The sequence below is a fragment of the Alteribacter salitolerans genome (genome assembly GCF_016901055.1).
Taxonomy (GTDB): domain Bacteria; phylum Bacillota; class Bacilli; order Bacillales; family Salisediminibacteriaceae; genus Alteribacter; species Alteribacter keqinensis.
The window spans coordinates 339,225-353,714 of record NZ_JAFEUX010000005.1 but is presented as its reverse complement, the minus strand read 5'-3'; the positions used below and the strand labels follow the sequence as shown (position 1 = coordinate 353,714).

The following is a 14,490-nucleotide window of genomic DNA, read 5'->3' as shown; positions in this document are numbered from 1 at the left end:
TTCATTCACAATATCATTTTTCACACCATCAGTACCACAGGTGGAAGTCTGAAAACGAACTTGATAAAAAGTAATTTACCAACAGTACAAGGAAAGCGACGATATTCAAAAGTGCCAGGCCGTATCCCCGTTTCTTCTTCACAACATACTGAAACAAATAGACGCCGTAAACACCGATGACAAGGAAGCTTGATATTACTTTCAGGTCATCCCAGGGAACCGTATCAAACTCAATCCAGGCCCAGATGATTCCAAGAATTAATCCGAAAACCATAAGAGGAAAGCCGACTAAGGAAAAAACATAGGAAAACCTCTCGAGTTTCGCCAGATCTCCAATTCTGAACATCCGTTTTCCCCACTTTTTTTCCTTAAGCATGTGATGCTGAAGCATGTACATAAACGAAAAGGCAAAAGACAGGGTAAACGCACCGTAGGACAGGAGAATCACAGATACGTGAATGACGAGGAGCTCGGTAATTAACAGGTTTGTCAGCTGGTCTGATGCATCACCAGGGGGAACAAAAATACTGATGGTCATAATCACAAACCCGACCACATTCACAAAAAAGATAAGAAAGTCCATTTTAAACAGGCGGTTAATAATTAATGAAAAAGTTACCAGTATCCAAGCGTATAGAAAGAGCCCTTCAAATATCGTCATTAAGGGCAGCCTGTTAAATTCGAGCATTCGGAGTATGAAAAAAAACAGCTGAAGAGACCAGACAATAGAAAGCAACCAGAAGGCTATGCGATTCACCTTCTGGTTGTTTTGTATGAAATCAATAAAATAGCCGAGAACACTCAAAAGGTACAGCACGATGATGAGCATATACAGAGAGTTTAGAATCATAGCCTGTCCTCTCCGCTATTCAAGATCGTGCCAGGGCCTTCGCTGAAGTTTTCTGCTTGTGCTTACTCGAAAGCTCTGCTTTGCGCTTTTGAAGATTCCATTCCCGCTCTGCTTTATTAATATAAATATTGGACTTTGGCATGCTGTTTTCCTCAAGCTCCTCTTCAAGCCCGAAAAGCTTGGTCACAAGAGCGAGTGATTCTTCAGCACTCTCTTCTTCAGGAAGTTCTTTCACAACTGTAATCGGATCGCGCAGAATCTGGTTAATGATACTCTTCATATGCTTTCTGATCACTTTCTTTTCCCGCTCGGTAAGGTCTGTGAGTTTTCGCTCCAGACTCTCCATAGTATCAGCCTGGACCGCAAGTGCTTTTGTGCGAAGGGCACTGATAATCGGTACAACGCCCAGCTGATCAAGCCAGTAACTGAAGGCAATCAGTCCTTCTTCGATCATGAGCTCAATCTTTTCTGCTTCCTTCTGCCGCACTTCAAGGTTGGCAGCTACGATCCCCTGGAGATCATCGATGTCATAAAGGTAAACGTTCTCCAGTTCACCGACTCTCGGATCGATATCCCGTGGAACAGCAATGTCTACAAGAAACAACGGACGTCCGTTACGCTTTTTCGCCATAGCCGTCATCATCTCTTTGGAAAGGACATAGTCCGTAGAACCGGTAGAGGTGATAAGGATATCTGCTGTCGAAAGGGCATCGTCCAATTCCGCCATGGAACGGGACACGCCTTTAAACTTCACAGCAAGCTCTGTCGCTTTTTCCTGGGTACGGTTCATGACGGTAATGTCACTTACCCCGCTTGCGTGAAGGTGCTTCGCTGTAAGCTCACTCATCTTTCCTGCTCCGAGAACAAGAACTTCTTTTTGATCAAACCCGCCAAAAATCTTTTTACCCAACTCAACCGCTGCATAACTGACACTAACCGCATTCTCTCCGATGCTTGTTTCAGAGTGTGCACGCTTGGCAAGGGTAACGGCTTCTTTGAACAGGTGGTTGAATACTGTCCCTGTCGTCCCTTCAGCCTGGGCTGCAGTAAAGCTGTTACGGATCTGCCCGAGAATCTGTGTTTCTCCGACAATCATGGAATCTAGGCCGCACGTAACACGGTACAGGTGCTCCACCGCACTCTCGTCTTCACGGATTTGTAAAAACGGCGTGAAGTCCTCTTTCGGCATATTAAACCACTCTGCCAAAAAAGCCTTTGTATAATAACGACCTGTGTGAAGCTGATCGACAACGGCGTAAATTTCCGTACGATTGCATGTAGAAACAATCACACACTCAAGCATACTTTTAGAAGATCTGAGTTTCGCAAGCGCTCCCTCAAGATCGTTCTGAAAAGTAAATTTCTCTCGTATTTCAACCGGTGTTGTTTTATAATTCAAACTGACAACAAGGATATGCATCGTTTCACCCCCGAAGTAACTAGCTGTTCCCTGTATTTTATCGATAAATCATTACGTTCTTGAACAAACCTTATCTATTGTACCACGTTTACATGAACAAGTGAAAGGCTCGCATACATACTGACTATATTATAACATTGTCTTTATGGGTTACAAAAATAAAGGTTTGAACAGACTGTGAATTTTATATGTAAAACGAAAGAAAAACTGACTGAACTGGTAAGGGTTCACTCTTATGTATTTTACCCTTAAAAGTCGAATTTAATCTCTTGTATAAGAAAGGTGTGGTGCAATGAAACGCAGAAACAACCTCCTTCCCGGTCTCATTCTCATCGCTCTTGGTGCCTATTTTTTTGCCCGGCAGATGGGATGGCACATACCGCTTTCCGATACTCTCTTTTCATGGCCTTCTATTTTACTCATTGCCGGACTCTTATTCTGCGGTCAGGCATGGTCAAATAAAGATGATGGCCAGCTTTTTTCCGGTTTGGTTATGACCGGACTCGGTATCCAGTTCCACGCTGTACATACATATGGCTTATGGTCCCATCACTGGGCATACTTCACCTTAATTATCGGTATTGCGTTCCTCGCAAAATACTTTTTCAGCCGCCGTGACGGCTGGGTGCCGGGAATTATTCTGACAGCGATCAGTATTCTCTCTCTATTTTACCAGGGCACTGTGGTGCTGATTCGGGAGTCTCTCGGGAGCTTTGCACAGTACTGGCCGGTTCTCTTAATTCTCGCCGGTGTGTACATCTTGTTTTTCAGAAAAAAATAAACCAAGCCTGCCTTAGAAGGATTTTTTGAATACCATCTAAGGCAGGCTTGTTTCATTCATTTCAGTGTTTCTTTATTGGTGTATTCGTATAGATTGTTGCTCTTATTTTTATAAACATGGAAAACGCAGATGAAGCCTGTGTACCTTTCGTTTTCCGCGGGGGTGCTGGCAAGCCTCCTCGTGCTGTCGCACTGCGGGGTCTTACCTGGGGCCCCCACTCCCTCAGGATTCTCAGGTACTTCGCCTTCATCCCTTTTTTATGAGAAGGAAAAACAGCTTTCGGAATAGAAACGTTGCTCGAATGTAGGTGATTTTTTCACTACATTTTAACATTTGGATGACAGCTGCATGCATCTTGCCTCAGATGATATTTTAATGCGAAACACCGTTTACAAAACCGGCAGTTTATAGACGCTCTCCAACCGCTTCCCATGCTGCATATACCGCTCCTTCCACAGGCTCGGCCTTTGGAATGGATAGTCTATACCCTTTTGTATCAGTAAGCCGGGTTAAAGCATCAAACAATGCCTGCTGCTTTTGAAACAGACTCCCTGTGCATACGAGAGTTACTGCTTTTTGTTCCGTAAAAAGACGGCCTCTTACTTTTTGAATCGAATCGTATATATCTTCTGCCGCCTGTGAGATCAATTGTTCAGCTGCTTGGTTCCCTTGTTCGTAAAGGGAAAACACAGCGGGCGCAAGAGAAGCCACATCATGCCGGGGATCCTGGGAGTGGTTCAGACACGTAACGATGTCCCTCGGATTGTCTGCAGATAGTGATTGAAGGATCATTTCTGAGAAAGACGACAACGCCATCCCGGAATCGGCTTCGTTCATCACAGCCTTTAATGCGGCTTTTCCGATTCCAAATCCTGAACCTGAGTGGTCAAACATATAGCCCCACCCTGCAGCCCGGGCTTCATTTCCACTCTCGTCCTTCCCGTAAACAACCGAGCCGGTCCCGGCGATAACAGCAATCCCGCTGTTTCCTTGTGTGCCTGAATATAGAGCTGTAACTGCGTCATTTGTTACTGTAACAAAGGCTTCAGGGTTGAGTTTCGTTTTTATATGTGCCTGAATTGTCTGAATGTCTTCCTGGGACAAGGCAGAGAATCCCGACATACCAAAACAAAGAGACACAGCTTGTTCCTTAAAAGAAGATGGTGTTTGATTAAACAACTGTGACAATCGCTCCGTGATAATTCCCAACGAAACCGCTGTCGGATTTGTTGCGCCGGTTGTACAGGAAAAAACAGCCTGATCTTCACGGTCTTTTATCATCAGCTTTGATTTTGTTCCTCCACCGTCAATCCCAATTGCATACATCAGCTTCTCCCCCTGAAAGACTCATTTTCTATCATCGTACCACAGCCTTCCCGGTGTAAAAATAAGACCTGCCCATAAGGTTGTTGTTCACCTCAGGGGCAGGTCTTTGGGAAACACTATAAGACTTTACTTAAAAACTCCTGTGTCCGCTTTTCTTTCGGATTGTCAAACAGCTCTTTCGAATTTCCTGTTTCTACAATCCTGCCATCATGCATGTAAATGGTCCGGTCGGCAACCTCCCGGGCAAATCCCATCTCGTGGGTAACGACAATCATGGTCATCCCCTCTTTGGCAAGCTGCTTCATCGTTTCAAGTACCTCCCCGACAAGCTCCGGGTCGAGAGCGGATGTCGGCTCATCGAAAAGCATAATCTCAGGCTTCATAGCAAGGGCACGGGCAATGGCGACCCGCTGTTTCTGACCACCTGACAGTTTGCCTGGATATACGTGATACTTGTCCCCGAGTCCTACTTTATCGAGAAGACGCTTTCCTTCTTCCTCTGCTTTTTTCCGCTCAATCTTTTTGACCATAATCGGCGCTTCCGTCACATTTTGAAGCACTGTTTTATGTGGAAAAAGATTAAAGTGCTGAAACACCATTCCTACTTTTTGACGGACTTGGTTGATGTTATGGGTTTTGAGCTCGATCTGATCACCTGCAAAAATGACCTTTCCGTTATCTTTAACTTCAAGGAAATTTAAGCAGCGGAGTAATGTACTTTTGCCGGAGCCACTCGCCCCGATTAAACATACAACTTCATTTTCATTGACTTCAAGATCCACGTCTTTTAACACATGCAGATCACCAAAGGATTTGTTGAGTTTTTCTACACGAATCATTTCAGGCATTAAGGTAGCCTCCTTCTATCGGTCACTCGCTGATAACCGGTGCTCTACTTTGTTCACAATAAAGGTAAGAATCATCACAAGTCCAAGGTAATAAACGGCAACAATCATATAGGTCTCCATCGTATTAAACGTCCCGGCTGCAATGCCCTGGGCTGTACGGAAAAGTTCCGCAACACCTACAAAGGCTGCAAGTGATGAATCTTTTAACGCAATAATAAACTGGTTGCCGAGAGGGGGAACAGCCCGCCTCATGGCCTGGGGCAAAACAATTCTCCGCATGGAGAGTCCCTTGGTCATTCCAAGAGAGCGCCCTGCTTCCATCTGACCTTTATCAATGGACTGGATTGATCCCCGGAAGATCTCGGCAATATAGGCGGAGTTATGTATGGCAAGTGCCAGGGAAACGGCCCAGAATGACGAAAGCTGAACCAGGTTTGTGAGACCAAAATACAAAACAAAGATCTGAACGATCAGAGGAGTCCCACGGATAATCGTAATATAAATATCTGCAATAACTTTAAGAAAAGGATTCGAAAGCTTTACCAGTGCAACGAACATCCCGATTACAGTTCCGATTAAGACAGCGGCAACTGAAATACGGACGGTAAGCCAGGCTGCTTCAAAAAAGATTGGATACGTTCTGATCAGCTCTGAGAAAAATGTGTCCAGGCTGAATACATTTGCTGCAATCATATCTCTCACCTCACTGTTTAAGAGGGAAAATGTGCACCCGCAAGTGCACATTTTCCATTACTGTTTTTAGTTTTCTCCGATATTTTCATCGAAGTATTTCTGGTTAATCTCTTCGTATTTCCCACTCTCATGGATGGCTTCAAGCGCTTCGTTTATCGCATCAAGAAGTTCTTCTTCATCGTGACGGATCGCAATCGCCATCTCCTCTTCGTCAATCAGGTCACCGCGAAGCTCGAGATCAAGATCCTGGTCTTCGATGTTGATCAACCCTACAAGACGGTCCGTTACGACTGCATCATGACGACCCTGGGCAAGGGTCTGCAGGGCTACAACGTCAGAATCGTAGGTTACGATATCTGTCGTATAATCCTGGATCATCGTGTGGTAGGTTGTCCCTTCGGCTACTGCCACTTCTGTATTTTCATCAATGTCATCAATTCCCTGAATATCACTGTCCGAACGGGTGTAAACCTGAGCTCCGGAATAGTAGTAAGGGTCTGAGAAATCGACGTTCTCCTGTCGTTCTTCTGTAATTCCCATACTTCCTATAATCGCATCATAGCGGTTATCCTGGAGACCGAGAATAATGGAGTTCCAGGAAATCTGGTAAGGCTCTCCCTCCAGCCCCAGTTCTTCAGCAATTGCCATTCCGATATCCACGTCAAACCCTACAAGGTCTCCATTTTCATCAATGTAGTTGAATGGCCGGTATTCACCGGATAAGGCAAAGACGAATTTTCCATCTTCGAGAGTAAGATCATCGTAATTCTCACCGCTGTCTTCTGTCTCTTCAGCATCAGTGTCATCTGTACCGCCTTCATCCCCTGTTCCTTCTTCGTCTCCTTCACCACAGCCGGCTAAAACGACTGTAGCTGCCAGTGTCATTGGCAGTAACCCTCTTTTAAGTATTTTCTTCATCGTAATGGTCTCTCCCCTTTATTATGTTTTCCTCCATAATCGGAGTCGTTCCCCAGATCTGAAAATTCCAAATGTTGAAACAGGAGCATTCTGAATATTATCATAGCAAAATATTGAACTCAATGACAAAAGGGTAATTATTGAATAATCAGTTGAATCGGTTCGTTTCAACAGTTGTTCTCATCATTATGTACAAACGGTAACAATCACTCGCCTATCCTCTGTATTCCTTCAAAATGCCCGTTACGAATTTCATAGTGGAAAAATAATAGACAAGTCTCTTTTCCCTAGTTTGGATATTTCTAAACTACAAATGAAAAGACCCGGTTTAGCTGCTTCAGCCGAACCGGGTGGAGAAATCTATTCTTTTGTTCCAGCCGGCCTTTTTCCGGGCCACCAGTTCTTTTCTCCGAAGAGTACGATCATTACCGGGATAAACAGTGGCAGCATAATGACTGCGTATAGAAGCAGTCCGGTCAACACGAGTGTTCCGATCTGCATCAGGGAGAGCACACCTGATGGCATCATGGCGCCAAATGTTCCTGCGAGAATGACAGCGGCAGATAACACCACTGTCCCGATCTGTTCCATCGAGTAAAGAATGGTTTCTTTTATATCCACATTGTTTTTGATATCTTCCTGAAAGCGGGCCGTAAGAAAGATCGAGTAATCAACACCAAGAGCCATGAGCATGATAAAACCAAAGAACGGTACTGCCCAGGTGATCCCGCTGTATCCGAGTATCGTTACAAAAAAGAATTCAGTAAACGAAACAGACAGGAAATACGTGAGTATGAGCGAAATGAGAATGTAAACCGGCATAATCAGTGACTTAAGAAGAACCACAAGGACGATAAAAATACCTATCAGCATAATCGTGGCCGTCCTGAAGAAATCATCATTGGAGATTGTCTGCAAGTCACGGTTAACGCTCGAGAGACCGGCTACAGCAACCGGGGTCCCTTCCAATTGCGTTCCTTTGAGTGCCATCCGGGTTCGCTCCTCAATCACATCAATCGTATCCATAGCTTCGTTACTATACGGATTCAATTCAAACACCACATCGATGGTGGTGACTAAACGATTCGGCGTCGTATAGTTATCCCACACATTGTTAAAGTCGTCACTTGCGAGTGCCTCTTCCGGAACAAAAAAGCCTTCCAAAGGGTTTTGAGGCTGGGATGCTATCTCAGAGAGTACATCTTCCATTTCTCTTAATCCCTCTTGAATTTCTCCAAGACCATCGTTAATTTCCTCCAAGGCGTCAGCAATTTCCCGAAACCCGTCTTCCACGTCTGAAAAAGCTTCTGCCACTTCTCTTTGTCCCGTTGCAATTTCATCAGCACCACCTGCCAGTTCACCGGCACCGGTGCTCAGTTCATTCTGGGCTGAGGCAAGTTCTGCGACCCCCGACGATAACTGTGAAAGGTTTTCTTCAATTTCTAAAAGTCCTCCTATGAGCGTCTCAAGCTCTGCTGCTATTTCGGGAGGAAGTGCGTTTGCCGCATCAGCGAGCCCGTTCTGGATATTCTGTACACCATCACCCAGTTCCCGGGCACCGTCTGCAGACGACCTTGTTGCACCTTCCATTTCATTAAGACCTGACTCCAGGTCCCGGGCACCTTCTGCCAGTCCCTCTGATCCTGTCTGCAATTCCTCCAGCCCTTCAGTGGAGCCTTCTTCTGACTCTCTTAATTCCCCGGCTAATTGTTCGAGCCCTTCCTGGATGTCTTCTATTCCATTATTCGTTTCATTTAATCCATCGGCTATTTCCTCTGCGATCACCGGAATTCGAAAAGCGTCTACAATCTCCCCATTCGGCTGTGTGGCGCTTCTTACTTCTTTTACACCGTCGATTTTTTCAAGTTCCCTTGTCAACGCTTCAATATATGGAAGCCAGGTCTGAGTATCCCACGGTTCATCATTAGCAAGTGTTACGGTCGCAGGGAACATATCCCCTTCCCCAAACTTTTCCTCCACAACCTGAAATGCTTCCACAGAATCGAACTCACTGCCAATTTCATCAAGTGAGTTAAACGAAGTGGCGTTGTCAAAGGAGAGAATGGCCGGAATAATGAGTAAACCTAACAGTACAAGTGTCCAGCCCGGACGGAAAACGGCAAACCGCCCCAGCGCGCCCCACGTCCGGCTCGGTTTCGGCTTCAAGCCTGCCCTGGATGGCCAGTAGAGCTTTTCACCGAGTAAAAGCATGGCTAACGGTACCCACACCCATATCGCCGCTACAAGGACAATAATTCCAATACTTACACCCATGGCGGAGCGGTATAGGTCAAAGCCTGCAAAGCCGATGGCAAAAAAGCCGATAAAGCCGGTTAAAGCACTGGAAAAAACGGTGGGCCCTACTGCTTTAAAGGTTCGTTTCATTGCTGAAAACCGGTTTCCCTTTTCTTCAATCAGCTCTGCTTTAAACCGGTTCAACAGCAGGATACAGTAGTCCGTCCCGATCCCAAACAGCACCGCTACAATAAAGATTTGTGTAAAGTTTGATACAGGAAAATTGAAACTGTCTATTAAATACGACACAATCCCTACACTGACCACGTAGGAGGCTCCCACAGTCACCAGCGGGACAAGAGGTGCTGCCAATGACCGGAACACCAGAAGCAGAATGATCAGTACAAAAATAACGGTAATCACTTCTGTTGTAGCGAGTCCTTCCTCAGAGCTTATAATCACATCATCTTCGATCACAGATGAACCCGAGATCAGCGTATCTACTCCGGGAGATTCCAGTTCAGCTGCCAAGTCATCACGTATCGCCGCCACATCACTAAAGTCCATATCCATCTGCACGAAAGCCAGTATTGTTGTTCCATCTTCGCTTAGTAAAAAATCTTCAGATTCCTCGGAATCAAACGGTGTGACAACCTCATGAACCTGGAAACCGCCAATGTCCGGTCCAACTTCAGTAAGGGTTTCTTCGATCCTTTCAAGCTCCCCTTCTGTCAGGGAAGTTTCACTCCGGTAAACCACCAGGACCGTTTCCCCGGTTGTCCCTTCATTTTCTTTCATGATCTGATCAGCTGTTTGTGAAGGGTACTCTTCAGGAATGGAAGCCTGCCCCCGCTCCCGGACAAGCTCATCCATATTCGGTGCCTGCAGAAATAAAAAAACTGCAGCCGCAATCCACATAAGCGGCAGGATATAGATCAGCTTTTTCATGGGGCTGGAGGCTCCTCTCTGTCCTGCATCATCCGATTGATTTTTTTATACACATTTAAAAACACTTCCACTTCTTCAGGATCGAGGTTTTCTAAATAGGATGAAATAAACTCTGTCATAGCTTCTTCAGACCGGGCATAGACTGACTCTCCTTCTTCAGTGAGTGATAAATACCATACCCTGCGATCTTCTTCATCCTGTTTTCGATGAACAAGTCCTTTACTGACAAGGCGGTCAGCTTTTAGAGTGACGGCACTTTTATGTACCCCCGTAATGGTTGCAACTTCCTTTGGCTGAAGAGGGCCCTTAACAGCCAGTTGCCGTAAAATACCGAATTGCTCTATGGACATTGGAACCATGATTTTTTCAGCCATCAGGGATTCGATGCGTTTGGTGGAAAACAAATAAACTTCTTCATACTGCTGCACAAGTGTTCTAAGCTTTTCTTTATCGATCTGCATGGATGGTATCCCTTCTTCTTTATGTATTCATACCTATATTGTTTATACCCTAAACTGTTGAGAATATAAACAGTTAGTTCTATACCACCGTGTGTTGTATAAATTGTATTTGTACGTAAATTGAAGTACCGTTGATTGTGCTTTTAAAGCTGAAGAAGTTAGGATGCATCCGGAATATCCTTCGCTTTCCGCGGGGGCGCCGGTGAGCCTCCTCGTGCTCCGCACTCCGGGGTCTCACCCTGCCACCCGCTCCCGCAGGAGTCTGCGGACATTCCGGCTTCATCCACTCTCATCCTCCTCTCTAAGCTTTAAAAAAACAGTGGCTTAGTGGTGCCAACAGAAACACTGTTGATTGAAGTAAAGGAAGGTATCGAGAGTGACGCGGCCGGAAGGAAGAGAAGGAATAAAGCGTCTACAGATTCAGAGCTGAAGAACTGAAAAAGTCAAAGTCCGGAACTTACATCACTCCTTAGGGCTCTGATTGCAGCATGAAAGGGGTTTTGATTTTTTGATGTCCTAAAGATCATTTTAATTATAAAAAAAGGGGTGATTGGAGCGAATGCATGACACTCCTGCAGGAAAAACGAGTTCCGGGGAGACCCGGTCAAGCACGAGCGTTGCTTCATGAATAAGCTTCGAGTTGCTTCGACGTATATCGTTCGGAGCCTGGCTGGCAGAGGAAGAAGCAGCATGCTGAGGAGGCTCCCGAACCGCCCGTGGAAAATGCAATGAGCGATATCAACACTAACTTTTCCTGTAAAGAAAATGGACTTTTTCAGTGGCCTCGGCAAAGCCCCGAGGAGGCTCGGCGCGAGTCCGCGGAAAGGGGAGCGTATTTCGTTCAACGAAGCTACTGTAATGAAAGGAAATGGTTTAGCAACTGTCCAAATCTTTTTAAGGTTAGCATTCAAAAGGATACAACTCGAGCTTAATGTCTGGCGAACATACAGAAAAAGCCCTCCGGTTAAGGAGAGCTTCTAATAACTACTTAAATAAAACTTCACTGATTTCGCGCCATGCTTTGTCTTTACCAAGACCTGTTTCTGCTGAAAACAGTACGAGAGGGTCTTCTGAATCCATATCCAGCTCCCGCTTGATCACGGCGAGCTGTTTTTGCTGTTTTCCTTTTGGAATTTTATCCGCTTTGGTTGCAACAACAATCACTTTTTTACCGAAATGCTTGAGAAAGTCATACATCATCTTGTCGTCTTCGGTAGGTTTGTGCCGGACATCTACAAGCTGAACGACACCCTTCAGCTGGTCGCGTTCTTCAAAATAACGTTCCATCAGGCGGCCCCATGCATCACGTTCTTTTTTCGAAACTTTTGCATAGCCGTAACCGGGTACGTCCACAAAGTGAAAACGTTCATTGATCCGGTAAAAGTTCAGCGTCTGGGTTTTCCCCGGACGCTGTGACGTCCGGGCCAGTGCCTTACGTCCGATAATTTTGTTTACAAAGGAAGACTTTCCTACGTTCGAGCGGCCTGAAAGGGCCACTTCCGGGAAAGGACCGGGTGGAAACTGGTCCGCTCTTCCTGCACTGATAATTAATTCTGCTTCTGTTACTTTCATTTCTTTTCCCCTGCCAATGCATGTTTCAACACTTCATCCAAGTGCGAAACAGGTATGAATGTTAAATCTTTTTTCACGCTCTCCGGAATATCTTCCAGATCCTTTTCGTTATCTTTCGGCATGATGACCACCGTTAATCCGGCACGGTGGGCACTCATGGATTTCTCTTTTAAGCCGCCGATCGGCAGCACACGGCCACGCAGCGTAATCTCACCGGTCATCCCTACTTCTTTACGGACAGGACGCTCTGTGAGAGCAGAGATTAAAGCTGTAGCCATCGTTATCCCTGCTGAAGGGCCGTCCTTTGGAATCGCTCCTTCAGGCACGTGAATATGAATGTCGTTTTTTTCGTGAAAGCCGGGATCGATGTTCAGTTCTTTGGACTTGGAACGGATGTAGCTGAACGCGGCCTGGGCCGATTCCTTCATTACATCGCCCAATTTGCCTGTAAGGGTGAGCTTTCCTTTTCCCGGTGACAAGCTTACTTCAATCGTAAGCGTATCTCCTCCGGCAGTCGTATAGGCAAGTCCTGTAGCAGCACCGATCTGGTCTTCAGCTTCAGCTTTTCCGTAACGGAACTTCGGCTTCCCAAGCATCTGCTCTACTGTATTTTCTGTTAATACCACACGCTTCTTTTCGCCTGAAACGATCATTTTCGCCGCTTTACGACAAAGAGTTGCCATCTGGCGCTCCAGGTTCCTGACACCAGCTTCCCTTGTATAGTAACGGATTGTTTTGAGAATCGCTTCTTCTTTTACCTGAAGGAGGCTCTTCGTAAGACCGTGGTCCCTCATTTGCTTTGGAAGAAGATACCCTTTTGCAATTTCCAGCTTCTCAACCTCAGTATAGCCTGGAATATGAATGACTTCCATCCGGTCCATAAGGGGACCCGGTATCTGGGAAATGTTGTTCGCTGTTGTAACAAACATGACCTTGGACAAATCATACGGCTCTTCAATGAAGTGATCACTAAAGGAGTTATTCTGCTCCGGATCGAGCACTTCAAGAAGGGCTGAAGATGGGTCTCCTCTGAAGTCATTGGCCATTTTGTCAATCTCATCAAGGAGAAAGACCGGATTCATAGAACCGGCTTTTTTCATACCCTGGATGATCCGTCCCGGCATCGCTCCAACATAGGTTCTGCGGTGACCGCGGATCTCCGCTTCATCACGGACACCGCCGAGGGACATGCGGACAAAATTCCGGTCCAGAGAACGTGCAATCGAACGGGCAAGGGAAGTCTTACCCACACCCGGAGGTCCTGCAAGACAAAGGATGGGCCCTTTTAGCTCATTGGTTAATTCCTGTACGGCAAGGTATTCCAGGACACGTTCTTTCACCTTTTCCAGACCGTAATGGTCTTCGTCAAGAATCTCTTCTGATCGGTGGATATCAAGGAGATCCTTTGTTTCTTTATGCCACGGAATGAGCGTGAGCCATTCCACATAGTTTCGAATAACGGAACTTTCTGCAGAGCTTGCCGGCATTTTTTCATAACGGGCAAGTTCTTTGTACGCTTTTTCCTCTACAGATTCAGGCATCTGAGCTTTTTCGATCTTCTCTTTAAGCTCAGCGATTTCCCCTTCTCTTCCTTCTTTGTCTCCAAGCTCTTTTTGAATAGCTTTCATCTGTTCCCGAAGGTAATATTCCTTCTGGGTTTTTTCCATTGACTTCTTCACACGCTGACCGATCTTTTTCTCAAGTCCGAGCACTTCTTTTTCGTTGCTCAAAATACGGAGAACTTTAGTCAGCCTTTCCCCAACCGAATAGGTTTCAAGCATGTCCTGCTTCTGCACAATTTTAAGAGGCAGGTGTGATGAAATAATATCTGCAAGCCGTCCCGGTTCAATGATATCAGCCACGGACGCAAATGTTTCCTGGGAGATTTTTTTTGAAAGCTTGATATACTGTTCAAACTGCTCAAGAACATTTCGCATAAGGGCCTGTTCTTCAACAGTAGCTTCAAGTCGTTCTTCTTTCAGCTCAATATCAGCTTCATAATACTCTTCCTGTTCATGAAATTCTTTTATTTCACCACGGCTGATTCCTTCAACAAGAACACGAATCGTACCGTTAGGCAACTTAAGCATCTGCTTAACCTTAGCAAGGGTCCCTACCTGATAAATATCATCCAGACCCGGTTCGTCGACTGATATTTCTTTTTGAGTGGCAAGGAAGATCTTTTCTTCTTCCACCATGGCACGCTCTAAAGCCTGCACTGATTTATTTCGCCCTACATCCAAGTGAAGTACCATCGTCGGGTAGACGAGTAATCCTCTTAAAGGTAGCAAAGGCAATGTCTTACGTTCGTTGTTACCCATATGTAGTCCACCTCCGCGCCAATCTCATCCTACTTTTATTACTACTCTCTTTTGTATAGGAATAAACGTTACAATATTGTTCAATTTTACTCTATTGCCAGATTAATGTCTAACAAT

General features: G+C 45.6%; 11 protein-coding genes. 1 reads left to right on the top strand and 10 read right to left on the bottom strand.

Going from position 1 to position 14,490, the window contains the following annotated elements:
• Positions 1 to 28 precede the first annotated feature (28 nt).
• Complete coding sequence (locus tag JSY36_RS12470; RefSeq protein WP_205166651.1) at positions 29 to 850, bottom strand: cytochrome C assembly family protein; 822 nt, start codon at positions 848 to 850, stop codon at positions 29 to 31.
• A 19-nt stretch (positions 851 to 869) separates the two neighbouring features.
• Entirely contained in the window at positions 870 to 2,270 is a 1,401-nt protein-coding gene (gene hemA, locus JSY36_RS12465) for a glutamyl-tRNA reductase (RefSeq protein WP_205166650.1), read from the bottom strand.
• A gap of 292 nt (positions 2,271 to 2,562) precedes the next feature.
• Between hemA and JSY36_RS12460 the strand changes: the two genes are divergently transcribed.
• Positions 2,563 to 3,051, top strand: a complete 489-nt coding sequence (locus JSY36_RS12460) for a LiaI-LiaF-like domain-containing protein (protein WP_205166649.1) — start codon at positions 2,563 to 2,565, stop codon at positions 3,049 to 3,051.
• 405 nt (positions 3,052 to 3,456) lie between these two features.
• On the opposite strand, the gene JSY36_RS12455 is transcribed toward JSY36_RS12460, so the two are convergent.
• The 8 genes from JSY36_RS12455 to lon form a co-directional block, all read right to left on the bottom strand.
• Positions 3,457 to 4,377 (bottom strand): N-acetylglucosamine kinase, encoded by a 921-nt coding sequence (locus JSY36_RS12455; RefSeq protein WP_205166648.1) that lies wholly within the window; start codon positions 4,375 to 4,377, stop codon positions 3,457 to 3,459.
• A gap of 116 nt (positions 4,378 to 4,493) precedes the next feature.
• Positions 4,494 to 5,216: an amino acid ABC transporter ATP-binding protein gene (locus JSY36_RS12450; RefSeq protein WP_205166675.1), complete on the bottom strand. Its 723-nt coding sequence runs from the start codon at positions 5,214 to 5,216 to the stop codon at positions 4,494 to 4,496.
• 24 nt (positions 5,217 to 5,240) lie between these two features.
• Positions 5,241 to 5,918, bottom strand: coding sequence for an amino acid ABC transporter permease (locus JSY36_RS12445; protein ID WP_205166647.1), 678 nt, complete (start codon positions 5,916 to 5,918; stop codon positions 5,241 to 5,243).
• Between the two features lie 66 nt (positions 5,919 to 5,984).
• Complete coding sequence (locus JSY36_RS12440) at positions 5,985 to 6,836, bottom strand: transporter substrate-binding domain-containing protein (protein ID WP_205166646.1); 852 nt, start codon at positions 6,834 to 6,836, stop codon at positions 5,985 to 5,987.
• A 360-nt stretch (positions 6,837 to 7,196) separates the two neighbouring features.
• Positions 7,197 to 10,019, bottom strand: coding sequence for an MMPL family transporter (locus tag JSY36_RS12435; RefSeq protein WP_205166645.1), 2,823 nt, complete (start codon positions 10,017 to 10,019; stop codon positions 7,197 to 7,199).
• Positions 10,016 to 10,480: a MarR family winged helix-turn-helix transcriptional regulator gene (locus JSY36_RS12430; protein WP_205166644.1), complete on the bottom strand. Its 465-nt coding sequence runs from the start codon at positions 10,478 to 10,480 to the stop codon at positions 10,016 to 10,018. Before JSY36_RS12430 ends, JSY36_RS12435 begins: the two co-directional genes overlap by 4 nt.
• A gap of 984 nt (positions 10,481 to 11,464) precedes the next feature.
• Positions 11,465 to 12,052: a ribosome biogenesis GTP-binding protein YihA/YsxC gene (yihA, locus tag JSY36_RS12425; protein WP_205166643.1), complete on the bottom strand. Its 588-nt coding sequence runs from the start codon at positions 12,050 to 12,052 to the stop codon at positions 11,465 to 11,467.
• On the bottom strand, positions 12,049 to 14,373 hold the full coding sequence (lon, locus tag JSY36_RS12420; protein ID WP_122897839.1) for an endopeptidase La: 2,325 nt from the start codon (positions 14,371 to 14,373) through the stop codon (positions 12,049 to 12,051). Before lon ends, yihA begins: the two co-directional genes overlap by 4 nt.
• Positions 14,374 to 14,490: the final 117 nt, after the last annotated feature.